General features: G+C 37.5%; 26 protein-coding genes, 1 other RNA gene and 1 pseudogene. 19 read left to right on the top strand and 9 right to left on the bottom strand.

Going from position 1 to position 23577, the window contains the following annotated elements; all coding sequences use genetic code 11:
• Positions 1 to 99: 99 nt before the first annotated feature.
• On the top strand, positions 100 to 1326 hold the full coding sequence (locus tag AC5YD2_RS04280; protein WP_496125130.1) for a putative solute-binding protein: 1227 nt from the start codon (positions 100 to 102) through the stop codon (positions 1324 to 1326).
• Between the two features lie 158 nt (positions 1327 to 1484).
• A complete protein-coding gene (locus AC5YD2_RS04275) occupies positions 1485 to 1607 on the top strand; it encodes a hypothetical protein (protein WP_496125129.1) in 123 nt (40 codons plus the stop codon).
• 232 nt (positions 1608 to 1839) lie between these two features.
• Here the strand turns inward: AC5YD2_RS04275 and ssrS are convergent.
• The 3 genes from ssrS to AC5YD2_RS04260 form a co-directional block, all read right to left on the bottom strand.
• Positions 1840 to 2021: non-coding RNA, 6S RNA (ssrS, locus tag AC5YD2_RS04270), on the bottom strand.
• A gap of 101 nt (positions 2022 to 2122) precedes the next feature.
• On the bottom strand, positions 2123 to 2407 hold the full coding sequence (locus AC5YD2_RS04265) for a cell division protein ZapA (RefSeq protein WP_496125128.1): 285 nt from the start codon (positions 2405 to 2407) through the stop codon (positions 2123 to 2125).
• A gap of 2 nt (positions 2408 to 2409) precedes the next feature.
• The gene (locus AC5YD2_RS04260; protein WP_496125127.1) at positions 2410 to 2961 is read right to left on the bottom strand and encodes a hypothetical protein; all 552 of its coding nucleotides are present in this window, start codon (positions 2959 to 2961) and stop codon (positions 2410 to 2412) included.
• A 65-nt stretch (positions 2962 to 3026) separates the two neighbouring features.
• On the opposite strand from AC5YD2_RS04260, the gene AC5YD2_RS04255 reads away from it, so the two are divergent.
• Together AC5YD2_RS04255 and pepP are read left to right on the top strand one after the other, a co-directional pair.
• Positions 3027 to 3647 (top strand): UPF0149 family protein, encoded by a 621-nt coding sequence (locus AC5YD2_RS04255; RefSeq protein WP_496125126.1) that lies wholly within the window; start codon positions 3027 to 3029, stop codon positions 3645 to 3647.
• Between the two features lie 131 nt (positions 3648 to 3778).
• Complete coding sequence (gene pepP, locus AC5YD2_RS04250) at positions 3779 to 5095, top strand: Xaa-Pro aminopeptidase (protein ID WP_496125125.1); 1317 nt, start codon at positions 3779 to 3781, stop codon at positions 5093 to 5095.
• On the opposite strand, the gene AC5YD2_RS04245 is transcribed toward pepP, so the two are convergent.
• Positions 5092 to 5274, bottom strand: a complete 183-nt coding sequence (locus AC5YD2_RS04245; RefSeq protein ID WP_496125124.1) for a hypothetical protein — start codon at positions 5272 to 5274, stop codon at positions 5092 to 5094. The two genes, pepP and AC5YD2_RS04245, sit on opposite strands and share 4 nt — an antisense overlap.
• Before the next feature lie 86 nt (positions 5275 to 5360).
• Between AC5YD2_RS04245 and AC5YD2_RS04240 the strand changes: the two genes are divergently transcribed.
• From AC5YD2_RS04240 to AC5YD2_RS04215, 6 genes and pseudogenes are all read left to right on the top strand, one after another.
• Positions 5361 to 5696, top strand: coding sequence for a helix-turn-helix domain-containing protein (locus tag AC5YD2_RS04240; protein ID WP_496125123.1), 336 nt, complete (start codon positions 5361 to 5363; stop codon positions 5694 to 5696).
• 46 nt (positions 5697 to 5742) lie between these two features.
• Positions 5743 to 6824, top strand: a protein-coding gene (locus AC5YD2_RS04235; protein ID WP_496125122.1) for an IS3 family transposase whose coding sequence is annotated in 2 segments (ribosomal slippage) — positions 5743 to 5995 and positions 5995 to 6824 — 1083 coding nt in all. Because the reading frame shifts where the segments join, the coding sequence is not laid out codon by codon here.
• A 405-nt stretch (positions 6825 to 7229) separates the two neighbouring features.
• A complete protein-coding gene (locus tag AC5YD2_RS04230; protein WP_496125121.1) occupies positions 7230 to 8126 on the top strand; it encodes a hypothetical protein in 897 nt (298 codons plus the stop codon).
• 397 nt (positions 8127 to 8523) lie between these two features.
• Positions 8524 to 9204: a hypothetical protein gene (locus AC5YD2_RS04225; protein ID WP_496125120.1), complete on the top strand. Its 681-nt coding sequence runs from the start codon at positions 8524 to 8526 to the stop codon at positions 9202 to 9204.
• A 56-nt stretch (positions 9205 to 9260) separates the two neighbouring features.
• Positions 9261 to 9566: pseudogene (locus AC5YD2_RS04220) on the top strand (M24 family metallopeptidase); the annotation flags it as partial.
• 282 nt (positions 9567 to 9848) lie between these two features.
• Positions 9849 to 10061, top strand: a complete 213-nt coding sequence (locus tag AC5YD2_RS04215; RefSeq protein WP_496125119.1) for a hypothetical protein — start codon at positions 9849 to 9851, stop codon at positions 10059 to 10061.
• 262 nt (positions 10062 to 10323) lie between these two features.
• Here AC5YD2_RS04215 and AC5YD2_RS04210 read toward each other — a convergent pair whose 3' ends face one another.
• Positions 10324 to 11718, bottom strand: coding sequence for a heavy metal sensor histidine kinase (locus AC5YD2_RS04210; protein WP_496125118.1), 1395 nt, complete (start codon positions 11716 to 11718; stop codon positions 10324 to 10326).
• Positions 11715 to 12386: a heavy metal response regulator transcription factor gene (locus AC5YD2_RS04205; RefSeq protein ID WP_496125117.1), complete on the bottom strand. Its 672-nt coding sequence runs from the start codon at positions 12384 to 12386 to the stop codon at positions 11715 to 11717. Before AC5YD2_RS04205 ends, AC5YD2_RS04210 begins: the two co-directional genes overlap by 4 nt.
• A gap of 119 nt (positions 12387 to 12505) precedes the next feature.
• Between AC5YD2_RS04205 and AC5YD2_RS04200 the strand changes: the two genes are divergently transcribed.
• From AC5YD2_RS04200 to AC5YD2_RS04180, 5 genes are all read left to right on the top strand, one after another.
• Positions 12506 to 12985 (top strand): heme-binding protein, encoded by a 480-nt coding sequence (locus AC5YD2_RS04200; RefSeq protein ID WP_496125116.1) that lies wholly within the window; start codon positions 12506 to 12508, stop codon positions 12983 to 12985.
• A gap of 24 nt (positions 12986 to 13009) precedes the next feature.
• Positions 13010 to 13408 (top strand): hydroxyisourate hydrolase, encoded by a 399-nt coding sequence (gene uraH, locus AC5YD2_RS04195; protein WP_496125115.1) that lies wholly within the window; start codon positions 13010 to 13012, stop codon positions 13406 to 13408.
• Between the two features lie 640 nt (positions 13409 to 14048).
• Positions 14049 to 15257, top strand: coding sequence for a 2-octaprenyl-6-methoxyphenyl hydroxylase (gene ubiH / locus AC5YD2_RS04190; protein ID WP_496125114.1), 1209 nt, complete (start codon positions 14049 to 14051; stop codon positions 15255 to 15257).
• Positions 15254 to 16498, top strand: coding sequence for an FAD-dependent monooxygenase (locus AC5YD2_RS04185; RefSeq protein WP_496125113.1), 1245 nt, complete (start codon positions 15254 to 15256; stop codon positions 16496 to 16498). Before ubiH ends, AC5YD2_RS04185 begins: the two co-directional genes overlap by 4 nt.
• Before the next feature lie 187 nt (positions 16499 to 16685).
• Positions 16686 to 16934, top strand: a complete 249-nt coding sequence (locus AC5YD2_RS04180; RefSeq protein ID WP_496125112.1) for a hypothetical protein — start codon at positions 16686 to 16688, stop codon at positions 16932 to 16934.
• 145 nt (positions 16935 to 17079) lie between these two features.
• Here AC5YD2_RS04180 and rsmI read toward each other — a convergent pair whose 3' ends face one another.
• Positions 17080 to 17928: a 16S rRNA (cytidine(1402)-2'-O)-methyltransferase gene (rsmI, locus tag AC5YD2_RS04175; protein WP_496125111.1), complete on the bottom strand. Its 849-nt coding sequence runs from the start codon at positions 17926 to 17928 to the stop codon at positions 17080 to 17082.
• 23 nt (positions 17929 to 17951) lie between these two features.
• On the opposite strand from rsmI, the gene AC5YD2_RS04170 reads away from it, so the two are divergent.
• The 4 genes from AC5YD2_RS04170 to AC5YD2_RS04155 all read left to right on the top strand — a co-directional run bounded on the left by AC5YD2_RS04170 (position 17952) and on the right by AC5YD2_RS04155 (position 21081).
• Positions 17952 to 18881: a penicillin-binding protein activator gene (locus AC5YD2_RS04170; protein WP_496125110.1), complete on the top strand. Its 930-nt coding sequence runs from the start codon at positions 17952 to 17954 to the stop codon at positions 18879 to 18881.
• Between the two features lie 98 nt (positions 18882 to 18979).
• Complete coding sequence (locus AC5YD2_RS04165; RefSeq protein ID WP_496125109.1) at positions 18980 to 19435, top strand: YraN family protein; 456 nt, start codon at positions 18980 to 18982, stop codon at positions 19433 to 19435.
• A 61-nt stretch (positions 19436 to 19496) separates the two neighbouring features.
• Entirely contained in the window at positions 19497 to 20201 is a 705-nt protein-coding gene (locus tag AC5YD2_RS04160; RefSeq protein ID WP_496125108.1) for a BON domain-containing protein, read from the top strand.
• Complete coding sequence (locus tag AC5YD2_RS04155) at positions 20188 to 21081, top strand: alpha/beta hydrolase (RefSeq protein ID WP_496125107.1); 894 nt, start codon at positions 20188 to 20190, stop codon at positions 21079 to 21081. The genes AC5YD2_RS04160 and AC5YD2_RS04155 overlap by 14 nt, the downstream gene beginning before the upstream one ends.
• Positions 21082 to 21156: 75 nt before the next feature.
• On the opposite strand, the gene nudC is transcribed toward AC5YD2_RS04155, so the two are convergent.
• Both nudC and AC5YD2_RS04145 read right to left on the bottom strand, forming a co-directional pair.
• Positions 21157 to 21918: an NAD(+) diphosphatase gene (gene nudC / locus AC5YD2_RS04150; protein WP_496125106.1), complete on the bottom strand. Its 762-nt coding sequence runs from the start codon at positions 21916 to 21918 to the stop codon at positions 21157 to 21159.
• Complete coding sequence (locus AC5YD2_RS04145) at positions 21918 to 23561, bottom strand: chemotaxis protein (protein ID WP_496125105.1); 1644 nt, start codon at positions 23559 to 23561, stop codon at positions 21918 to 21920. Before AC5YD2_RS04145 ends, nudC begins: the two co-directional genes overlap by 1 nt.
• Positions 23562 to 23577 lie beyond the last annotated feature (16 nt).

Raw genomic sequence — 23577 nt, 5'->3', positions numbered from 1 at the left:
CTGTAAGCTACTCAGTCATTGGTTTAAAGTTTTAATTAATTTAACTTAATAAACATAACATGTTTGAATAATAAAAATGCTTTAGGAAAAGGATTCCTTATGAAGAATAACATCGAAGTATTACGTCACTTGGCAGTGCTCACAACAATCGCATCAACAACGTTTATTACTCAACTCATTTATGCTGCGCCTAAATTAGATTTGTCACTTTCTGCTCATTCAACCGCTAAAGTTAAAACGCTATTGAATAATCCACAGACGTGGAAACAAATACCAAAAGAAGTGACCCTTTGCATTTATTCACCGAATGGTGCAAATGGAGAGGCTTTTGATCAAGCGACCAGTTATATCAGTGAACTCCCAAGAATATCTCAAGTTGCTAAAGACTTTGGGATAAATATGAATATTACACGCCCTTCAAAATTACAAATGAAGATTGATCTCGATTATCCAAAGTTGAAACAAAAAGCATCAACTGAGGTCAACCTTAAAGTTTATACCGATGAACGTGTGCTTACAGAAGACTTCAGAAGTGAACGCTGTGATGGTGCAGGAATCAGTAATATTCGTGCGCGCCAATTTAATAAATTTGTGGGGAGTATTGATGCGATCGGTGCAGTGCAAAACTACAAACAATTGACGCAAGTGATTCAGCTTTTAGCTCGCCCAGAATTTGATAATAAGATGGTGAATCGTGACTATGAAGTGGTGGGTATTGTACCTTTAGGTGCGGCGTATATCATGGTGAATGATCGCCGTATTGATACTTTACCGAAAGCTGCGGGTAAAAAAGTTGCAGTAATGGGCTTTGATGCGACACAAAAAAAACTGGTTCAAAATGTCGGTGCGCAACCTGTAATCGTTGATTTAACATCGGTTGGTGGGAAATTTAATAATCGTGAAGTGGATATTATGGCGGCACCTGCGATTTTATTTGATCCCTTAGAACTGCATAAAGGCATGCAAGACAAATCAGGAAAAGTCATGGGTGCCATTATTCGCTTTCCACTGATTCAAGTGACAGGAACGCTGATCATGCATCGCAATAAATTTCCAGCAGGGATGGGACCGATTGCTCGTGAGCTGATCTCTAAGCAACTGACACCTACTTTTCAATTTGTCGATAAAATGGAAAAAGACATTTCTGAAAAATATTGGATGGATATTCGTGAAGCAGAAAAGCCAGGGTATTTAAAAATTATGCGAGAAGCGCGAATTCAAATGACCAAAGAGGGCTATTATGACCCTGCGATGATGAGTATTTTGAAAAAGGCGCGTTGTGCTCAGTTCCCAGCGAATTTCAAATGTGTTTTAAAAGATGAATAATCGAAAATGAGATTGATATAAATTTTAATCTAAAATACAAATCGTAATTATAAAATTAATCTGTTTTAACAATTAATTGTATTCACGTATATTTATTGCACAGGAAAGTTGGAATGAAACTTGGACTTTCTAAACAATTTTTATGAGGATACAGGCAGATGAGTAAATTAGTTGTGGCAGTAGCATTGGTTGTAACTTTAACAGGCTGTGCACATAACCCGAGTTTCCATGAAGAAACACGTAAGATGGATAACAGCTTGCATAACCAATCAATGGGTTGACGAATTGTGAATGTAATCAAGGAAGGTAAACTGAGAGCATCTATTTTTATAGGTGCTTTTTTTATGCTCAATTGAATCGGATTCTTAAGAGTAGGAATATAAAAATCGTTAATAGATGACGATGAACTAAATTTAGAATAATGCGAAATATTTAAGTTGAATAAAACTAAATTTTTTAATAGATTTTTTATATTTTAAATTATTTTTTGATTAAACAGTTTAATAAGAAAATAAACACTCCGAAGATGCCGCTGCATGTCGTTACCCTGAACCCGATGAGTTCAAGGTGGACGCGACGTATACTTGCTGGGTTTCCTGCACGAAGGCAGGCATACACTCTAAATACACAGAACGCATCCGGGGATATAAGTATCGGCAGGGATATAGACTCACTGGCGAGCACCTCAGAGATAAACCAAGTATATATCATCAAGGATGATTGGCAAATCTTAACTTGGACTTAGGCTGTCAAATGCAACTGAATTTGATCTATTTGCATAAAGAAAAAGCAGTTTTTATACTGCCTTTTCAACATCTTCCAGAATCACACTTAAAAGTCGTTCACAGTGCGCGTATTCTTGTAAGGATTTGTTCATGCTAAGCACTTCTTGCATCAGCTCAAGTGCAACCATGATCACCAATTTGTTGTGTTCAACATTTGGCGCTTTACGACGAAATTCTTGAAACTTTTCATTGAGTAGATCACCTGCACGTTCTAAATCTGCTTTTTTATCAGCAGTGGTCGATAAACGAAAAGATTGTTCGATTAAACGTAACTCGACTGTGACTAATTCAGACATGCTTAAGCTTCCTCATTGGGTTCAGTAGGATGAGCAAGTTGTTGAATCTCTTGCGCATGATGATCTTGCTCAGTACCTAGAATCGCAAGACGCTGAATAATGGCTTCAACTTTTGCTTTGGCATGTTCATTTTTTTGGACTAGACGTGTACGTTCAGCCTGTAATGCTTGAATTTCCTGCTGAGCTTGGCGTTGCTCACCCAAAATCTTTTCTTTCACCACACGCAGTTCGTTTCGCTCAGCTAAAATTTCTTGGAAACGATTTTTAAGATCAGTACAACTTTTCTCTAAACGTCCATAACGTTCAGCCAAAGCGGTTGAATCGGTATTGAGCTGATTAAAAGAAGTCTGTAATTGGCTTAATTTTTCCGTGAGATTATCTGCTTCATCTTGTTTTTGTGTGATGATGCTGTTTTTTTGCACGATTTGCGAGAAATGTTGTTCCTCACTACGCTGTTTTTCTTGTAGTAAGGTTGCATTTTGACTCTCAACGTCATGCAGACGCGTTTTGAGCGTATTGATGTGCGCCTGTAGACGCTGTAATTGTTCTAACATAACGAGGTCGCGTAGATTCGTAATCAAAGGTAATATATACAGAAGTATAGAGAATGGAAAAGCGAATGCAAGACGATATTTCAGGTTGGTTAGATTGGAATCAAAATTTTAGTTCAATTGAAGAGATTTCAAGTCCAAGTGAGTTACATGGGCTTTTAACTGGTATTGTTTGTGTAACGCAATCGCCTTCACGAGAAGAATGGCAACAAATCTTAACGACGCTTGCTGTGCCAGAATTGACAGATGAAGCATTGGACTTGTTGGTGCAAGAAGCTGAAGATGTTTCACATGCTTTATCGGATGATGAATTAGACTATTTACCGATCCTACCAGATGACACGCATGCACTGGATGAACGCGTTCAAGCGCTTGCTGATTGGTGCGCGGGTGTCGTTCTCGGCTTTGGTTTGGCTTCAGGTCAAATCCGTGCAGATGAAATTGAATTAATTGAACATCTGCAAAATGTTGCTGCGGTTGAGTTCGAAGAATCGGATAACGATGAAGAAGGCGAACAGAGCTATGAAGAACTCTATGAATTTGTTCGTCTGATTCCTGTAAGCCTTGCACTTGGACGCTCTAAGATTGACGTTTCAGAAAGTACTTTGTTGAAAAAAGTGAAAAGCAACTCAGCTAAAAAAACGGATATTAATGTCGTTGAGATGTTTACCCCGAGTCGTTTGAGCTAAATTGCATTGTAAATAATGAATAGATAGATTCATTTCTAAAATGATGAAATAAGTTCAAATTGCTGTCTGTTGATGTTTGCATGTAAGGTGTAAACATCAACCTCATATTCATCTAGAAAAGCCATATAACAATGAAATTAACTCAAGTAGATTTTCAAGACCGTCGTGATCGTTTAGCTGAAGCGATGGGACCGAACAGTATTGCAATCATTGAAACTAGCCAAGAGGCAATGCGTAATCGTGATGCAGACTATAAATATCGTACCGATAGCAGTTTCTTTTATTTAACGGGATTTGCTGAGCCTGAAGCTGTTGCGGTGATTGAAACTTCAGAAAATGGTGAAGAATATACCTATAGTCTATTTTGCCGTGAACGTAACCGTGAAATGGAAATCTGGAATGGTTATCGAGCTGGTGTAGATGGTGCGGTAGATGATTATGATGCAGATGAAGCTTATGCGATTGATCTGCTGGATGAAGAAATCATTCAAAAACTACTGAATAAAGAAAAATTATTCTATCGCATCGGACATCGTGCAAAGTTTGATGCACGCGTAGCGAAGTGGGTCGTTGAAGCCAATGGTGAGTCTCGTAAGGGCACAACAGCGCCTACACAAATAATTCAATTAGATCGCATCGTTGACGAAATGCGTTTGCATAAAGACGCTGAAGAAATACAATTGATGCAAATCGCGTCAGATATTAGTGCTGAAGCGCATACCCAAGCGATGAAAGCAGTACGTCCGGGTATGATGGAATATGCACTAGAAGCTGAACTGAATTATATCTTCGGTAAAAATGGTTGTGTACCGTCATATAACAGTATTGTTGGTGGTGGTGCAAATGGCTGTATTTTACATTATGTTGAAAATAACAAACCATTGAAAGATGGGGATTTGGTCTTGATTGATGCTGCATGTGAATATGAGTTCTATGCATCAGATATTACCCGTACTTTCCCTGTGAATGGCAAATTTAGTCCTGAACAAAAAGCGCTTTACCAAATCGTTTTAGAAGCGCAAATCGCAGCGATTGATGCTGTGCGTATTGGGAACTCTTATAAAGAACCACACAACGTTGCGGTGCGTATTTTGGTTCAAGGCTTGCTTGATCTCGGCATTATGCAAGGTGATATTGAGGAAATTATTGAAAAAGAAACTTTCCGTCAGTTCTATATGCATGGCACAGGTCACTGGTTGGGTATGGATGTGCACGATGTGGGTTCATATAAGCAAAACGGTGAATGGCGTACCTATGAAGAGGGTATGGTCGTGACTGTAGAGCCAGGTCTTTATATTGCACCTGATGATGAAACTGTGGATGCCAAATGGCGTGGCATAGGGATCCGTATTGAGGATGACATTGTTGCCACAAAAAATGGACCGTTAAATCTAACCTCTAAAGTTGTAAAAACTGTTGAAGAAATTGAAGCATTGGTGGCTTCTTAAGCATTAAAGATCAAAAAATCACTTAGAATATCGCTTGGTTGAATCATAACAGCGGTAATTTCAGTTGAATAAAAAAGCCCAACATCCTGTTGGGCTTTTTTACCTATTTGATGCGTGGGTATAACTCCTGTCATACCTGCATGTCCATTGCTGTTATTCGTTTTTTTTATCTGGAGCATCCTGCTTTCTATGTCCCCATGATAGGCAATTATAGCTGAAATCTTATTTTAGGATACAATGGTGAAAAATTCATTTGAGCAAGATTATGCCTAAAATATATTCAGTGGATTTACGTGAAAAAGTCATGCAGTTTTATGAAGAAAACAATCACAAATCATATACATGTAAAACTCTTAAAATATCTAGGACTACTTTGGATGATTGGATTCTTCTTCAAAACACCACTGGAGAATTGAAACAGCCTAAAATCAATGCAGGCCGACCCACTAAAATCAAGGATATGGATGCTTTCAAACACTTTGTTGAAATGACTGAATTTTCTCAAGTGAAAGATCTTATTCCTTTGTTTGAACAAAAATTTGGTTATCCAATCCTTTACTCAACCCTATTAAAAGCCGGTAATACCCCTAAAAAAAATTGAACTTAAAATTAGAAAATCGAATAACTTTGATACAAGGAGATTTACTATGAAAACATCTAAGTATTCAGACAGCTTAATCATGAGTATTTTGAAACGAGCTGACTCAGGAATACCTGTTCCAAACCTTTGTCGTGAGCACGGCATGAGTACCGCAACTTTCTATAAATGGAAGTCTAAATATGGCGGGATGGATCTTTCAATGATCACGAGGCTTAAAGAATTAGAGGCTGAAAATGCACGGCTGAAAAGAATTTACGCTGACGAACGCCTAAAATCTGATGTTCTTCAAGATGCGCTATCAAAAAAGTTATAAGGCCAGCTCAGCGTAAGTCTCTTGCTCGACATGCGGTTGAGCAATTTAAGCTTTCTGTGAGTCAGGCCTGTCTCATATTTAAAGTCAGCCAAACCTGTTATCGCTACACTGCCCAGCTCAAAGAGCAGGATGCCATCATTTCCGAATGGTTGCTTAAACTCACCAATGAGCATATTACTTGGGGATTTAAACTTTGCTTTCAGTATTTGCGCAATGTCAAAGGCTATCAATGGAATCACAAACGGGTTTATCGAATTTACAAAGAATTAGAACTTAACCTAAGAATTAAACCGAATAAACGACTTAAGCGTGCCCAACCTGAGCCTTTATCTGTTCCTATGGCAGTGAATGAGACATGGTCTATGGATTTCATGCACGATCAACTCAGCGATGGGCGCAGTTACCGTATACGTAACATTATTGATGATTTTAATCGTGAATCCATTGAGCTGTTAATTGACTTTTCACTACCAACAGAAAGAGTTCTGCGAGGCTTGGATCAACTTATTGCATGGCGAGGAAAACCTAAGCGTATTCGATCTGACAATGGACCAGAATATATAAGTGACCTCATGAAAGATTGGTGTGATCAGCATGGAATTGAGCATGTATTTACTCAACCTGGTAACCCTCAGCAAAATGCCTATGTTGAACGTTTTAATCGCACGGTACGTTATGAATGCTTAAATCAATATTTATTTCGAGAGCTGCATGAAGTTCAGGACTATACAACTGCATGGCAGCACTTCTATAATCATGAACGACCTCATATGTCAGTTGATGGTCGACCACCTAAATTTAAACAAAATAATTAACCCGAATCCTGCTTAAAGAAATGAGATTATTAATCTTGAGACTTATCCATCATTTTGAGCATAAAAAAGTCTATTCTTTGGTCTGATAACACTAAAAACTAATCATAAAATTACATTGAGCTTATGATTTTAAAGAAAAATCCTTATCCGCGATTCGGGTTAATTAAGGTTTGAAAGTTTCTACTGATTAATTCAATTAAAAATGGGGGTATTACCGGTGCATAAGATGTATATAGATCCTCAAACAATAATGGTTGATTTAGCAATTCCAGAAAAAAACTCAAGATTGGAAGCGCTATTCGCTAGATAACTTAATGGGAGCAAGTTCATCTGGAAAAATCCCAAGATCCCAATAGATTATTTTAATTTCATTAAGGATTAGTTTGAAAAGGAAACGATGACTAAATGAAATATCGTACTATGAAAAAAGCTTTAATAATGTGCTTAGCCTTCACATTAATAGGTTGTAGTTCAATGAATATGAAAAATGAAACAGACCAAACTGATATAGAGGTATATTCAAGTTCAGATTTGACTTATAAGGGAGTTAATGAATACTTCGGTTATAAAGATCAAAATAATTATTATATAAATTTGAATTCCAAAGATCCGTATGAAAATAAAAATGATAAATTTATAAAAATAGGGAAATTTATATCAAGCGATCCGACAGATAAAATTAAAATTAAATTAGTGGAGCGTGAGATCAAAATGAACCATAAAGAAAAGTATCCACCCAATATAGGAACTGAATTATATTTAAATAAATCAAATAAGAAGTATGGATTTCCTTTCACGACTGAATCAGATGATGCCATCAATGTACAAATGAAACTAATGGTCAATATTCATGACTTCAAGTCTAATATTTATAAATCTCATACAAGTTGTGAGAGTTGTTTTGAACCATCTGTAATACTTTCAAAAGATGGAGAAGATTATATTCTTAATCTAACCCTCAAAAATATAGGTACGAATGATTTTGATCTTGAAGGCTTTTCAACCTTATTAGATAAAGGTGATTTTGTTCAAACAGATTCTTCATTATTTTTAATTTTTGATAATAATAGAATCATACAATTAGATAAAAAAAACCTATTGGATAGTAAATACTTGAATAAAATAAAGTTATTAAGAAATCAGACAGTGATGATACCATTTATAATTCACTCTAATGACATACCAGCACATCTTAAGAATAATGATTTAAGTAAAGAAAAATTTGTAATTTCTATGCTATCTAAATATAAAAGTGGTGAATTAGATAATAAATATTTTAAATTTTCTGTAGGTAACAAATGATTTTAAATTCATATAAATAATTGAACTGAAGTCAATAAAGATAGAGATAATCCATAGATGCCCACGGCTTTGTTGCATAAATATTTTATAAGTTTATGATTTTAAAAGATTTAATTAATTTTAGACTAAATTTATTAAAATCAAATACTTATATGTTTATGCAACAAAGCCCATTGCTTATAAAAGATGATTTTGAATCTATTTCTAATAATTATAGAACAATACGGAATTCTGCCTAAACAGCCGAATTAGCCAAGGTGAACGGATGGAAAAAAGTTACAACCGATTCAATTCTTTACACTACACTTTGATGGTTTATAATTTATTGATAAATATAATAATATTTATTTTTAAATGTAGTGTAAAACTCACATCTTGCTATAGGATCTCGCTACCGATGAATAGATTTAAGTATTTATCAATTATAATAATTTTAGTTTTTATAATAGGATGTAGTCCAATCAATGGACCAAATAACGTCACTTATGAGTTTAATATTGATCCTGCTGTAGATTTAAGTGGTTTAAGAGTAAATTTATATATTTATGGTAAAAGTACAGGATCACCTTGGTATAGCTATGACAAAATTATAACAGTAATTGATAAAGGTAAAGTTTTAGATAAAAATTTCAAAGATAGTACTGATATTTCTTACATAATCGAGGCTATTGATACTAAACGTGGACATTATTTTTACTATGATGATCCCTATGAACATGATGGTTTACGTACAGATTATATTCGAACATTTATTTTTTCTGATGATATGGTGAAACAAATCACTCATATTATTAGAAATCAGTATGAAAGTGATGCAGTCTATGAAAAGAATCTTCACTATGTTGAAAATAAAGATAATAAAAAATTAGAATTTTTTCATCCTAAGATAAGCAAATATCAGATGTCTCAACCATCACAGGAATGGCTAGATAAAGAAGTAGAAATAATGGGATTTGAAGGTTTAAAAACTGAACCTAAAATTAAAGAGAAAGATATTCTTCGGTTAAAAAATATTACAGAAGAGCAAAAAAAGGAATTAATTAAAATTCATAGTCAGTATGATTTTAACGAGCCATAAAATCGAACAAATTTTTACCTATTACTCATCCATGTTAACTATGTTTTAATGTCTAGATTATTGAAACTGAATCATTCCGTCAGTTTTATATGCATGGCACAGGGCATTGGCTGGGTATGGATGTGCATGATGTTGGTTTATAAAAGCAAAACGGTGAATGGCGAACTTACGAAGAAGGCATGGTCGTCACAGTAGAGCCAGGTTTATACATTGCACCTGATGATGAGACTGTGGATGCCAAATGGCGTGGTATTGGTATTCGTATTGAGGATGACATTGTTGCGACTAAACAAGGGCCATTGGTTCTGACCAAAAATGTGGTTAAAAGCATTGAAGAGATTGAAGCATTGATGGCTTCTTAGGCATTAAAGATCAAAAATCACTCAGAAGATTGCTTGGTTGAATCATAACAGCGGTAATTTCAGTTGAATAAAAAAGCCCAACATCCTGTTGGGCTTTTTTACGTATTTGATGCGTCGGTATAACTCCTGTCGTACCTGCATTCTCCGTTGCTGTCTTTTATTATTTTTATCGGGAGCATCCTGCTCTCTATATCCCTATCATAGGAAATGGCTGCATGATGGGACAGTCGCAAAAGGCTTGAATGCATGTACGCTAGGACGTACAAAATACAGCATGGGATTATGCTTAAACGTGTTTACAGACATGGTAGAGGATGGGATTTTAAAAAGTTTAAAAACTTTAACATTCAATTGATTGGATTTAGCTTGATCAAAAAAATTAAAAATTTCTTTAAAAACATCATCTATATTGCTTTTCATTGGTTAAAAGGGGGAGGCAAAGCTTATGAAAAATGTGAAGCTTTGATTTTAAAAATTCGTCTTGGCAGTATGTAAGTGATCTTGATTTTAAACGATTTAAAACATTAGCCCTATTTAATAGAGTTATTTCAAAAATCAAAAAATGATGATTAATCGGTACTTAAATTATTAATGAAAGTCCCTTCTCCCCCTAGGATGAGGAATGCATTCCGCAAGAGGATGAGAGGCTTTAAGCATAAAACAACCTCTCCCTAACCCTCTCCTGCAAGGAGAGGGAACTTACATCATGAATTTTAAAAGTTCAAAAAATGATTTATGAAAGAGGTTTAATATTATTTTATACGTTGTCAAAATTTTCTAGACGATTCATTTTTAATTTAAATACAATGCCTTGAGGGCTGTTATAAGCACTAGCCTCTGCCTGATGTAACATCATGATAGATTTCACAATGGAAAGCCCCAATCCGCCTGTTTTTGCTTTGTGATGGCGACTGGGATCAATTTGATAAAAACGGTCAAAGACATGATTCAAATGTGAGTCATCAATAAAGATATTTTTGGTTAATACTTCAATCTCGACGTAATGCTGTGTAGATTGGGTTGAAATCACAATCTCCTGATCTTGCATTCCATAATCAATCGCATTGATCATCAGGTTGGACAACGCTCGTTTGAATAGATCGGTATTGGCATAGAGGTGAATACCTGTTTCTAAGGTTAAAACGAAGGTCATGTTTTTGTCTTCAGCCAAGAATTCAAAATAGTGGACCAACTCTTGAATCAGACTGGCTAAGTCAATGTTTTGCTTTTCGATCAGATAATCACTGTGTTCAGAACGCGCAATAAACAACATATTGTCTATCATCTTGCTGAGCCGTTCATATTCCTCCAGATGAGAATACAAAAGCTGTTCCAATTCCTGTTGTGACCGAGATTGCATCAGCATGATTTGTGTTTGCCCGATTAAGTTATTTAAAGGGGTTCTTAATTCATGCGCAATATCTTCAGAAAAACGAGCCAATTGCTCATAATTCATTTGAATTTTTTCCAACATCGCATTCATGGCTGAACGGAGTTTTTCCACTTCAATGCTGGTGCTGTGAGCTTCAAAGCGCTGATGCGATTGAGTACCTTGAATTTGATAGGTTTGTGCAATCAAATCATTTAAAGACTTAAGTAAATAGCCACCCACCCAGCGGCCGAGCAGGCTTGTCATGATAATTCCGAGTACGCTATAGAGGATTAATTTCCATAAATATTGATCTAATGTCGCTTGGGCATCACTCAGTTGTGTGCCGGCAATGAGTTGATACTGCTGCTGATTAAAAATCACAGTTTTATAGGCTAAGCGGGTGGTGGCATTTTCAGATTGATTGTCTAAAAAGCGCATGTTTTTTGATTCGACCATCGCGGGAATATGGACGTTCAGTGGATTAATCTCAATTAAAGCCCGTTGCTGATTTCTTAAGATTAAAAGATTGTCTTCTTTGCCCAGCATATTTTCATACAGCCGAGGATGTTGAACCAGAATTTGAAAACTGTCTTGATCATGTAAAAATATTTCGATGCGTTCAACACGCGCAGTTAAGTTCTGATCGCGTTGTTGAGCCAGCAGATGCTGCATATTGTGATAAGAAAGCAGGCCAATACCCAAAAATACAGCGCAACAAATCATGCTAAAGGCCAGACTTAGACGTGTGGTTAAACTCAAATGCCTTAAGCTTGTTTTCATTTATCGAGACTTAAACGATAACCCATACCTCGAACAGTATGAATTAATTTGGGCTGAAAATGATCATCAATTTTGGCACGTAAACGTCGAATCGCGACATCGACTACATTGGTGTCGGTATCAAAGTTAATGTTCCATACTTCCGAGGCAATTTGTGAGCGGGTGAGTAATTCACCTTGATGCTGCATTAACACCTGTAAAAGTGAAAATTCTTTCGCGCTGAGCTCAATTTTTTGATGGTTCCGATAAACCGTGCGTTCAAGTCGATTTAACATTAAATCTTCAACTTGATAGCATTCAGAGTCGGCTTTTACACTGCGTTTCAATAGGCTTTTGACTCTGGCGAGTAATTCAATATAAGAAAAGGGCTTAATCAAATAATCATCTGCGCCCAGTTCTAAGCCTTTAACCCGATCCAACACATGATCTTTCGCAGTCAGCATCAGTACTGGCATTTGAGAAAAAGTCCTTAAGGTCTTGAGCACTTGCCAACCGTCTATTTCAGGTAACATGACATCCAAAATCACCAGATCAAATTTCTTGTTTTGCAGCAAGGTTAATGCGGTTAATCCATCATGAGCAATACTGGATAAATAACCCGATTCGTTTAAGCCTTTTGCTAGAAATTCAGCAATTTTGGTTTCATCTTCAATAATAAGTATCTGCATCTATAGCATAGTATAGGGTTTTATCTGTTTTTCACATTACCAATCCGTAATCTTATTGTCATGCAATCAGGAGCTTATCTTCGCTAAGCTAAGTTAACTTTGCATTTGGCACCATCAACATGATTAAAAAACTGCTCTGTGCTTCTATGGTTTTATTGAGTTCTGTGAGCTATGGCGCGCCTAAAACTGGCTATGTCATGGATTTGAAGCTGGCCAATCAACTGGCGATAAATGTCATGCAAGCTTGCACCGACAGTGCAAAACCTGCCGCTGTAGTGGTTCTTGATCAGGGAGGCAATGTACTGGCAAGTCAACGGCATGAAACCGTGGGCATACATAATTTAATTGCAGCGCAAAGGAAAGCCTTTACTGCATATTCAAGCAAGGTCAGCACCTTACAATTTATGCGCAATGCGCAAAAGAATCTGGATTCACAGAATTTAACCAGCTTACCTGAATTACTCCTTTTAGGCGGCGGAGTACCGGTTGTTTATAAAACTCAGCTCCTGGGCGCGGTTGGCGTAGCGGGGGCAGGCGGTTCGATTCAGGATGATCAGTGCGCACAACAGGGTGTGGAAATTACACTCAAACAAATCTAATTTAACTTTATGCAGGATGATGATATGAACAAGTTGTTTTTATTCGCGGGTAGTGTATTGATTTCAAGTGGCGTCATGGCGCAAAATCCTTTAAGCGTACATGTGCTTAACTTAGAAAATGGATTGCCTTCAGCTGAAGTCAAAGTGACCTTAGAAGAGCAAAACAATGGCAAGTGGACACAGATTGCAGAAGCTAAAACCAATGCGCAAGGTCGTGTAACCGCATTATTTCCAGAAAATAGAACTTTTGATAACAAGATATATAAAGTCACCTTCAAGACCGGAGACTGGTTTAAGCAAAATAAGCAAACGTCTTTCTTTCCAGAAGTACCTGTCATTTTTCAAACCGATGGTTCAGTCAAGCATTACCATATTCCATTGTTGATCAGTCCTTATGGCTATTCGACTTATCGAGGTAATTAAGTAAAAACCAGTTAAAAACAAACTAAAAAAAAGCTAAAAAAACTCAACAAATAGGAGCTTTAACCTTGATCAGTTAAAGCTTCTTCAAATCAATACTGTTAAAATTATGAATTAAATGATCTTCTGTTTGATCTCTCTACTACTCAGTAACTTATTGACGAATTATTGTTAAATGATCATTCACTGAGCTTGAATATTAAGCCAGTTTCTCATCAATTGTGTGCTGGGTATTTTTCCAGTTTTATATGATCAGTTCTCCAAAAGATATTTCATATGCATTGCAGATTCTGATGATTAGATCTCTTATAAAAGTCGAAGACTGTACAAAATTAGACAATAAAATGAATATATAAAAGCCCCTTACCCTTTTGCGATAAGCTTATGATGATGAGAATTTCCAATATAAAACCTCTCCCTAACCCTCTCCTTTAATAAGGAGAGGGAACTTCCATTATGAATTGAATTTTGGTTAAAATTTGATTTATGCAAGAAGTCTATTGACATCCTATTATAATTGAACCAGTCATGCTGCTTTCACGAATCCATTATAAAAAATCCAAGCCTTGATGTAAGATAAAACCAATACAGGTTTTAAGTATTTCGACAGTTAGAATCGAATACAACAGATAAGGAAGCAAGCATGCAACAAGAGGTCATCATCGTTGGCGGTGGAATGGTCGGACTCAGTTTGGCACTGATGCTGAGCAAAGCCACTATAAAAGTAAAACTACTCGAAGCGATTAAATATCCAGATTATGATGATGAAAATCTTGCTCCATATCATTCAAGTTTTGATGCTCGAAACAGTGCTTTGTCACGCCGCACAGTTCAAATTTATCAAGAACTCGGACTGTGGAATGCATTACAAGAACACGCAACGCCCATTTTAGAAGTCAACATCACAGAACAAGGCAGTTTTGGTAAGGCTCGTTTAAAAGCAGCGCAAGAGAAAGTCGAAAGCTTTGGACAAGTGATTGAGAATGCTTGGCTTGGTCGCGTGCTATTAGCTGAAGTTAAAAAGCAATCAATGATTGAGTTGATTGATGGCGTGCAAGTGACATCACTCACCCAAGATTCAGACCTCGCTTATATCGAAGCGGTTCGTTATGGTCAAAAACTTGAATTACAAACCAAATTAGTCATCGCTGCCGATGGTCGTGATTCATTCTGTCGTAAAGCTTTAGGTATTGGCGCATCAGAACATGACTATGATCAAGTCGCGATCGTAACAACTGTTCAAACATCTAAACCCCATGATCATGTTGGTTTTGAGCGCTTTAGCCCACTAGGGCCACTTGCACTTTTACCATTGCCAGGTGAGTATCGTCGTTCAGTGGTTTGGCCAGTACCAAAGGGAACAGAAAGTGAATGGCTCGGTGAAGAAAATGATCAGCACTTTTTAGATGCCTTGCAACAAACTTATGGTGACCGTGCAGGTAAATTCCAAAAAACAGGCAAACGCTTTAGCTTCGCGTTGTCTCAAGTACTTGCAGAAAAACAAGCGATTGGACGTGTAGTGCTGATGGGTAATGCGGCACATACGATTCATCCAGTCGCAGGGCAGGGCTTTAACTTATGTATGCGCGATGCTCATGTGCTTGTACGATATCTGACAGAACAACTTGAAAAAAATGCTGATTTAGGTGAAGCATCCGTGCTTCAAGCCTATGAACAAGCACGATTGAAAGATCAACAACGCGTGATTAAATTCTGTGATTCCGTGGTTCGTGGCTTCAGTAATCAAAACCTACTTCTTAGATTCATTCGAAACATGGGCTTAATGTGTTTTGAAAATATACCGGGTATAAAGCCACTCGTTGCCAACTATGCGATGGGGTTAAAGTCATGACAAATACTCAATCAGCCTTAAAAGAGGTTGTCATTATTGGTGGTGGCTTGGTGGGTGGCTTAACCGCATTATTGTTGGCTGACGGCGGTGTGCAAGCAACGGTGTTAGATGCTGCGCCAATTTTAGATGAAGCATTGGTACTTCAAATTGCCAATCCGCGTGTGCTGGCTTTAAGTCAAGCAACCATTCATTTACTTAAAACGGTTCAAGTCTGGGACAAAATTCAACGTCACATGCCCTACACAGGCATGCAAGTGTGGAACAAAAATGGTTATGGTGAAATTAACTTTGGTGAAGAGTCTACACAATTTCCAAGTGTTGAAAATAGCTTAGGGTCAATGGTTGAACCGAGTGTGCTCAATCTCGCGATTCAACAACAAATGTTAGCTGTCGTGAAAGACTATCGCACTCAAGTTAAAGTGGTACGGATTGAGCGCGGTGTAAAGTGTTGGATCGTCAAACTTGCTGATGGCACTGAGCTGAAAACCAAGCTACTCATCGGTGCAGATGGTGCAAATTCATTTGTGCGAGAGCAAGCGTATATCGATATAGATGTACTGGATTATAAACAAGCAGGTTTAACCTGTGCGATTCGTACAGCACAACCGCACTTGCATGTGGCACGTCAGATTTTTCTACCTACAGGACCTTTGGCATATTTACCCATGGCGAGTTTAAATGCAGAACAAGAGGGACATTGGCAGTCGATCGTTTGGACTTTGCCAGATGACTATGCGGAAGAGTATGCCAACCTAGATGATGCTGAATTTACAGCATTATTGACACGTGAAAGTCACCACATGTTAGGAGAGGTGTTAGAAGCAACGCCACGTGCACAGTTCCCATTAAAAGCACGAGCAGCACAGCGATATGTTCAAGATGGACTAGCCTTGGTGGGTGATGCAGCGCATGTGATTCATCCACTTGCTGGGCAAGGCGTGAATATTGGCTGTTTAGATGCAGCAATTTTGTGTGATGTGTTATTGCATGATCTTAAGCGAGGCGTTTGGGCACATGAACAGACCTTAAAGCGCTATGAGCATCAACGTAAAATTCAGAATGAAGCCATGATGCATGGCATGTCAGCCATTGGATGGTTGGAAACCACCGAATTATTTCCAGTGGTTTGGGCGAGAAATTTTGGTTTGAAGCAAGTTGAGCAGCTGCCTATTTTTAAAACGCGCTTTATGCAACAAGCTAACGGTTTATCAGTACTTAAAAATACTCGTTATCAAGCCTAATGGGTCGAAAATAAATGTCTGGATTAAATTTGCTCAATCATTAATACTTTTTTACGAATTTGATTGATAAATATACAAATCAAGTGGCTGAGACTCTAGTCGAAATCGTAATAGCTTGCTACATTCCTCATTAAATCGAATCTGATTTATCTGGGTTGCTATGGGTGTCATTAATGGGGAGTTTAAAATGACAGATTCAAATGATTTTGATGATAACGAAGATAACGTTGTTGATGATGATGAATCTCAAGCTGCCGAAAAAGGTGCAGCTATAAGTGATTCAATTGTTTCTGATGCCGATGTTGCTGAAGCAGAAACCTTAACGATCACAGCGAAATTAAAACAGCGTCAAGCTTTAGAAGATGAAGTTGCTGCTTTTTTAGCGCGTGGTGGACAGATCAAAGAAGTTCCTCCAGACGAGAGTGCACGAGATTAAAACAGATAGTCTGTATGGCATGAACGTTTTTAGCGTGCATTAAAAAAGCATCACATCAGTGATGCTTTTTTTCTTGAAAATTTAAATAAAATATCTCAACCAATGAATAGTCATAAAAAAATTTGAGTCAAATGAGATGTAATTTCTAATCATCATCGGCTTGAGCAGTCAATTCTAATGCACGTTGATAGGCAATTTTCTTTTTAATCCCCGTCAAATCAGCCGCAAGTTGTGACGCAGCCTTAACAGATAAATCTTGCAGTAGACGAAGCAATAATTTATCTAACTCTTCTTGCTCCATGTCCTTTTCTTCTGCTGCACCCGCGATCACCAGTACAATCTCACCTTTTTGTTGATTACGATCACTTTCGATAAATGCATGTAATTCAGCCAAAGTCATCTTTTTGATGGTTTCAAATGTCTTGGTAATTTCACGAGCAAAACCTACTGCGCGTTCCCCACCAAATACATCGACCATGTCTTTAACAGAATCCAAGATGCGATGAGGTGCTTCATAAATAATCATGGTATGCATGTTACTTTTCAATTTATTCAACTGAATCAAACGCTGTGATTGCTTAGAAGACAAGAAACCTTCAAAGCTAAAATGGTCACTGGGTAAACCAACTGAACTGAGTGCCGCAATGGCTGCACATGCTCCCGGTACAGGAGTAACACGGATGCCATGCTCTTGTGCGGCACGAACCAGTTTAAAACCTGGATCGCTAATCAATGGCGTGCCTGCATCACTGACAAGCGCAACATTCTCACCATTTTTTAATTTTTCGATAATTATATCAATTTTGTTACTTTCATTGTGATCATGACACGCGGTCAATGGAGTTGCGATATTATAGTGTTTCATTAAAAGAGCAGACTGACGTGTATCTTCAGCTGCAATAAGTGCGACAGACTTTAAAACTTCAATAGCGCGATAGGTCATGTCGTCTAAGTGCCCAATCGGGGTTGCTACTACAAATAACTGAGCACTCATAGGTTTTCTCCATGGTGGATAAATTGAACAATAAAAAAAGTTTGTTTTGCTTAGGATTACTTGGAATGATGATCCAAGCTCAAGCGGAGGTTTTGGTTATTTTACCTGAATCTGGCCCTATGGCGCGAGCAGGTAACAGTATTAAACTGGGGATTGTGTCTGCACAACAGTCATCCAACAGTCAAATCCCCTTAAAATTTGTAAATTCTGACCGTAAAATCATCAAAGATGTGTTGAGATCAAATGTTAATCGAAATACAAAAATGATTATCGGTCCTTTGGCACGTACTGATGTTGAGCGTTTAATTCAAGAAAATCCGAAACGACCCGTGTTGGCACTCAACGAAGTTGAGCTGTCACATCCCAATGTATGGCAGTACAGTCTGTCTAAAGATGCGGATGCAAGCGCATTGGTGAAGGTACTTGAGAAAGATAAAATTAAAAATGTCTATGTGATTCGTGAGCAGGGAACAGAAGCTGAAACCTTGAGTTTTGTAAATGCACTTTATAAAAAATACTCAAGTCATGTGTCGATCGTCGACCAAGTTCCAAAAATAAAATCTAAAGATGGTTTATTACTGTTAGGGAGTAATAGATGGATAAATTCATTAAAAGGATTACCATCTTCTAATCTTTATGTTCAAGCGATTTCGATTGAAGATAGTCAACCGATTCCATTGGGTGTGAAATTTTGTGATGTACCGGCTGTCTATCAAACCAAATGGCCGGATGTGATTAATGTCTATAAACAAAATCCTACCACATTAGCATTCCAGCGTTTATATGCGTTTGGAGGAGATGCATGGCATATTGCAGAGCAATTTGTATTAAACCCGAATGTTAAAAATTTAAGTTTTCAAGGTCGGACGGGTTTAATCAATATTGGCAGTGATCGTGTTGAGCGATTACCTACCTGCTTTGAAAAAACCAAAAAAGGTTTGGTTGCAATCTAAATTTGGGTAAGTGGAGCTTACTATTAATCGCCAACTGAGAGGTCATGGCTTAAGCATTTTTTGAATGAGGTCAACCTAAATAAAAGATTGTGATCATTATGCAAAATCTACAATTAGACAAAACACCTAAACTTCAATCCACGGCTAAACGTTTGGGTGTTTGGGCAGAACAGCAGGCTAAAACAATCTTGATTGAAGAACAATATCAGATTATTGCAACCAATTATCATTCACAGTATGGCGAGATTGATCTCATTGTGATTAAGGATCAAAGCTTAGTTTTTGTTGAAGTCAAAGCACGTAGCCTGACTCGACATGGTACTGCCAATGAAGTTATTACCTTGTCAAAGCAACGCAAAATTATTAAAACGGCACTGGTATTTATTAGTGAAAATGAACGATTTGAACAGTTTTATTATCGTTTTGATGTAATTTGTTTTGATTTCAATCAACAAATTGCAAAAAATCTACAGCAAGACTTTTCTAAGTTGGCGTATGATCAACAGTGGATTGAAAATGCATTTACATTGGATGCAGACTTGATTAATCTATAATTTGTAATTAGATCAGTCATTTAAATTAAAGAATATTGAGTTTCACGAGGAGACTTGCTGAGTGTTTAGCCGTATTGTGGTAACAATGATGTGTGTTGCAAGCCTTTCAGGTTGCGCGAGTTTTATTTCAAGCGGTACAGGTGCTGAGCCTGTCGGTGTTTCAAGCGGAACGCGTTCGCTTGGTCAGGTTTTTATCGATTCTTCAATTGAACGTACTGCAAAGATTAATCTTTATAAATTGGATGCACGTTTTAAGCAGTCGCGTGTCAATGTCAACAGTTTTCACAGTAACGTGTTGTTGACAGGCCAAGTTCCAGATGCACATTTAAAACAATTGGCTGAAGATAATGTCCGTGCAATGAGTGATGTAAAAACCATTCACAACTATATCACTGTTGGTAATCAGGTGAACTACACCACGATTATGCAGGATGCTACCGTGACGGCGAATACCCGCGGTCTGATCATGCGTGCGCCTGTTGTGGCTGAAAGCAAAGTTTTAGTTCATACAGAAGATGCTGTGATGTATGTGATGGGACGTTTAAATAACGCCGAAGAAAATGACTTGAATACGGTGCTTCAACAAGTAGGTAATGTCCAAAAAATTGTGACTTTGATTGATAATGTTGAACAACAAAGTACCGCAAATGGCATTCAATCTGCTTCTTTTACAACACCAATGGTCGGTGGGGCACAAACTCAACCTTTAGAGCAGACTCCAGTTGCCATTGATCCAGATGCAGTTGAGCCAAATGTCCAACCCTAAAATCAAAGTACTAAAAGAGCGATTAGAAAATAAATTCAAACCTCAACTTGAGTTTGTTCAACGTAAAATTGAGAACTTTCGCCCTTACGATTTGGGTGGTTTAGCGATCAATGGTCTTACTCCAAAGAAAGGCTATCAGATTCGTCCTAACATTGCCTATGGACTCGAGCCACGTCAACAGTTGGATTTGTACGTTTCAGATCATGCTCAATCTAAGTCTTTGATTGTCTTTGTGCATGGTGGGGCATGGAGTCGTGGCGATAAGAGTTCTTATAAGTTTGTGGGGGAAGCTTTCGCTCGTTTCGGACATGATGTAGCGGTTATTAACTACCATTTAGCCCCTGACCATATTTTTCCAAGCTATGTCGATGATTTGGTGGTTGCACTCAATTATCTAGATTCAAATCAAGATAGACTGGGTATATCGACGTCCAATATTATTATGATGGGACATTCAGCTGGGGCATTTAATATTGCATCACTGATTTATCATCCTAAAGCGGTTGAGTTTAAAAATAAGCAAAATATTAAAGCACTTATCGGGATTTCTGGACCTTATCATTTTGACTACAAAGGGGATGCTTTATCAGAGCATGCTTTTGACCAGACTGTTCATTATCAGCAAGTGATGCCGTATTATTTTGTTGATCAAAATCCGATTCAGCATTATCTATTATTGGCAGAGCAGGATAAATTGGTTAAGAACAGCAATACCTATGATTTAGAAAAGCAGTTAAAAGCTTGTGGAAATCACTGTGAAGTGATTACAATTCCCAAAACAGGACATGTTTCGATCATGGGCAGTATCTCGAGTTTATTTAGTCCATTCTTTAAAACCAGACAAACCATTTTAGATGCGATAGAACAATCACTGAAATAAAAAAGCTTATAACAATAAAAAGAGAATCAGGTTGCAACGTGATTCTCTTTTTTTATTTTTACTCTTATTTGGGTTTTAATCTGAATGCATTGATGTGTTATGAATCACATGCTGAATCATGGCATGCGCGATACTACCCGCAAAGGGAATTTCAGGAAGTTGATCAAATTTGAAGAATTGTGCATCACTAATTTCTTCTTCTTGAAGATTGATTTCACCTGACGCATATTCAGCTTTAAATGCAATCATAAGATTGCTTGGAAAAGGCCAAGGTTGGCTTGAAAGATATTGGATATTTTTCAGCTTTAGACCAATTTCTTCTGCTGTTTCACGCGCTACCGCTTCTTCAAGCGTTTCACCCACTTCTACAAATCCTGCAATCAATCCGTACATATTGGATTTATTTTTTGCATTTTTGGCCAATAAGATCTCATTGTCACCACGTGTAATGACGGTAATTACACAAGGCTGAACACGAGGGTATTGATGATAACGACAGGCTGGACAAACCATCGCATATTCAGAAGTATGGACTTCAGTTTCAGCACCACAATGGCTACAGAATTTATGATTTCTACGCCATTCTAACAGTTGGATCGCACGACTAGCTTGCTCAAACTCATGTTTGGTCCATTGCGTGATCAACTGTCGAATCGGGACAAGCTGATAGCCTTCAGGAATCGCTTCTTCAATATGCAAATCTCGGGCGATGACTTGTTCGTCCGAGATAAAATGCAGGTCGTCTGCAAGCTTTTCGACTTTTGGTAGTTGAAAATTTTCATCTACCAAAAGCTGTTGTTGCTTAAAGATATAAGCAATCGAGAGTTCTTTACACATTAAGCAGAGGCTTTTAAGTTTTGGCTACTAGTCAGGGCAATATCAAACATTTTTTGAATAATGGGCTGCTTATTCCGGATATTTTCAATCAGAATTTCTACACTTGCAAGTACATCGAGTAAGCGTTCAACTTGAGGTTTAGTCAGTGTTGACTCTTTCGCTATTTCGGCTTTTAAGAAGCTTTCACTATTGAGTAATGCAGTTTGACCATCTTTTGCGCTAAGGAAAAGTAATGCACCGCTAATTTCTTTAAATTGCGCTGGAATATTTTCAAGGCTCGTCGCTTGAGGATCTTGTAAATAATTCAACAGTATTGTGCTTGACTCTTCAACTAACGTTTTGGTTTGTGTTAATAATGCATCATGTGCTTCATCTAAACGATCTAATGAAATTTGCATGTTATTGACACGAAGCTGCAGGCGGCTAGAAGTAAAGTTACGCTCCAAAATGCCAATTGAATTCATTGCAGATAAAATACTATTCATCAATTGCTGTGCAAATTGTTGATTATTTTGCATATTGTCTTGCGTTAAATTTTCAGCTTGAATTTTCAATTCAACAAATGCTTCATTCAAATTCATCACTTTAAACACATTTGCTAAATTAAACAGTTTGGTTTTAATTTCAGCAATTTTGTCTTCTGGCATGTTTTGATAGTTAAACTCAATTTCATTACGAATTTGCGTCATCTCTTCAGTAATCAGTTTACTTGCGACATGTACAGTTTCAAAGTCAGGCCCAAATAAATGACGACTGAACACGTGAAGTTGTGAATCTGTAAGCAGGTCTTCACCAATATTGGCTTGCTCACGAATCTGATGTGCTTGATCATCATCTTGACTAATACAAATGCTCAATACGTTGGCTAAATCAATCAATTCAACATTGAAGTCATTTGGAGACTCGAAGAAGCTTGCAATATTAGTTTCAATACTAATTAATGTTCTTAAGCGTGCGTCACTTAGCGCTAAATTTTCGATTTGATTAAATGCCACATGAACTAAGCCCCAATATTGTTGGCTTGGTTGCGCTTGAGATAAATGTGCGAGATAAATCCCGACAATTTTTAAAGCTTGCTGATCAAGTTCAGTTTCCTGCTGATGAAGAAACTTCTGCAAACTTAATTTATAGAGTTTGTGAATGAAGATTGATTTTTCAAGTTCAGGGGCTTGAGGCAACGCAAAACGAGGTTCAATACATTCTAAAGAAGATAGAATAGGTTGACCTTCTGGCGTGACCGGTTTGCCTAATGCGATTTCAAGATTATTGATTGTGTCGAGTAAGAACTGGGGTACGCGGACTTCACGTAAACAAATAAACTCGATATAGCGGCGCAACATGGTCGTGCCTTCACTCAATGCAACTACATCTTGAGTCTTGATCTGACGTGGATTCAGCATGATTTTACGCATCAATTCGGCTGCATATTGCGTCAATTGAGACAAGTGTGGCATGTCAATGAGCATAAGAACTTGTGCACATTGCTCGAACTGAATTAGAGCATCATCAATACCGAAAGGCAGACTTTGATCTTCGACTAGACTATTAACAGCAGTTTCTACTTGTTGTATTGAATTATCGACTTCTTTTTTAATTATCAATAGTGCCGTAGGGTCAAAATGAATTGAGGTTTGGTAAGACATCTATCTGCACCTTTCC

This window comes from Acinetobacter sp. CY73, from assembly GCF_059515865.1.
This window is presented reverse-complemented; position numbering and strand designations above follow the sequence as displayed.

Excerpts from the sequence above, each read along its gene's own strand:
- uraH (WP_496125115.1), top strand. The coding sequence starts at position 13,010 with ATGAACAAGTTGTTTTTATTCGCGGGTAGTGTATTGATTTCAAGTGGC.
- AC5YD2_RS04155 (WP_496125107.1), top strand. The coding sequence starts at position 20,188 with ATGTCCAACCCTAAAATCAAAGTACTAAAAGAGCGATTAGAAAATAAA.
- AC5YD2_RS04255 (WP_496125126.1), top strand. The coding sequence starts at position 3,027 with ATGCAAGACGATATTTCAGGTTGGTTAGATTGGAATCAAAATTTTAGT.
- AC5YD2_RS04200 (WP_496125116.1), top strand. The coding sequence starts at position 12,506 with ATGATTAAAAAACTGCTCTGTGCTTCTATGGTTTTATTGAGTTCTGTG.
- AC5YD2_RS04165 (WP_496125109.1), top strand. The coding sequence starts at position 18,980 with ATGCAAAATCTACAATTAGACAAAACACCTAAACTTCAATCCACGGCT.
- AC5YD2_RS04265 (WP_496125128.1), bottom strand. The coding sequence starts at position 2,407 with ATGTCTGAATTAGTCACAGTCGAGTTACGTTTAATCGAACAATCTTTT.
- AC5YD2_RS04180 (WP_496125112.1), top strand. The coding sequence starts at position 16,686 with ATGACAGATTCAAATGATTTTGATGATAACGAAGATAACGTTGTTGAT.
- AC5YD2_RS04210 (WP_496125118.1), bottom strand. The coding sequence starts at position 11,718 with ATGAAAACAAGCTTAAGGCATTTGAGTTTAACCACACGTCTAAGTCTG.
- AC5YD2_RS04185 (WP_496125113.1), top strand. The coding sequence starts at position 15,254 with ATGACAAATACTCAATCAGCCTTAAAAGAGGTTGTCATTATTGGTGGT.
- AC5YD2_RS04245 (WP_496125124.1), bottom strand. The coding sequence starts at position 5,274 with ATGCTCCAGATAAAAAAAACGAATAACAGCAATGGACATGCAGGTATG.
- AC5YD2_RS04230 (WP_496125121.1), top strand. The coding sequence starts at position 7,230 with ATGAAATATCGTACTATGAAAAAAGCTTTAATAATGTGCTTAGCCTTC.
- AC5YD2_RS04225 (WP_496125120.1), top strand. The coding sequence starts at position 8,524 with ATGAATAGATTTAAGTATTTATCAATTATAATAATTTTAGTTTTTATA.
- AC5YD2_RS04240 (WP_496125123.1), top strand. The coding sequence starts at position 5,361 with ATGCCTAAAATATATTCAGTGGATTTACGTGAAAAAGTCATGCAGTTT.
- pepP (WP_496125125.1), top strand. The coding sequence starts at position 3,779 with ATGAAATTAACTCAAGTAGATTTTCAAGACCGTCGTGATCGTTTAGCT.
- nudC (WP_496125106.1), bottom strand. The coding sequence starts at position 21,918 with ATGTGTAAAGAACTCTCGATTGCTTATATCTTTAAGCAACAACAGCTT.
- rsmI (WP_496125111.1), bottom strand. The coding sequence starts at position 17,928 with ATGAGTGCTCAGTTATTTGTAGTAGCAACCCCGATTGGGCACTTAGAC.
- AC5YD2_RS04205 (WP_496125117.1), bottom strand. The coding sequence starts at position 12,386 with ATGCAGATACTTATTATTGAAGATGAAACCAAAATTGCTGAATTTCTA.
- AC5YD2_RS04215 (WP_496125119.1), top strand. The coding sequence starts at position 9,849 with ATGCTTAAACGTGTTTACAGACATGGTAGAGGATGGGATTTTAAAAAG.
- AC5YD2_RS04275 (WP_496125129.1), top strand. The coding sequence starts at position 1,485 with ATGAGTAAATTAGTTGTGGCAGTAGCATTGGTTGTAACTTTAACAGGC.
- AC5YD2_RS04280 (WP_496125130.1), top strand. The coding sequence starts at position 100 with ATGAAGAATAACATCGAAGTATTACGTCACTTGGCAGTGCTCACAACA.
- AC5YD2_RS04260 (WP_496125127.1), bottom strand. The coding sequence starts at position 2,961 with ATGTTAGAACAATTACAGCGTCTACAGGCGCACATCAATACGCTCAAA.
- AC5YD2_RS04145 (WP_496125105.1), bottom strand. The coding sequence starts at position 23,561 with ATGTCTTACCAAACCTCAATTCATTTTGACCCTACGGCACTATTGATA.
- ubiH (WP_496125114.1), top strand. The coding sequence starts at position 14,049 with ATGCAACAAGAGGTCATCATCGTTGGCGGTGGAATGGTCGGACTCAGT.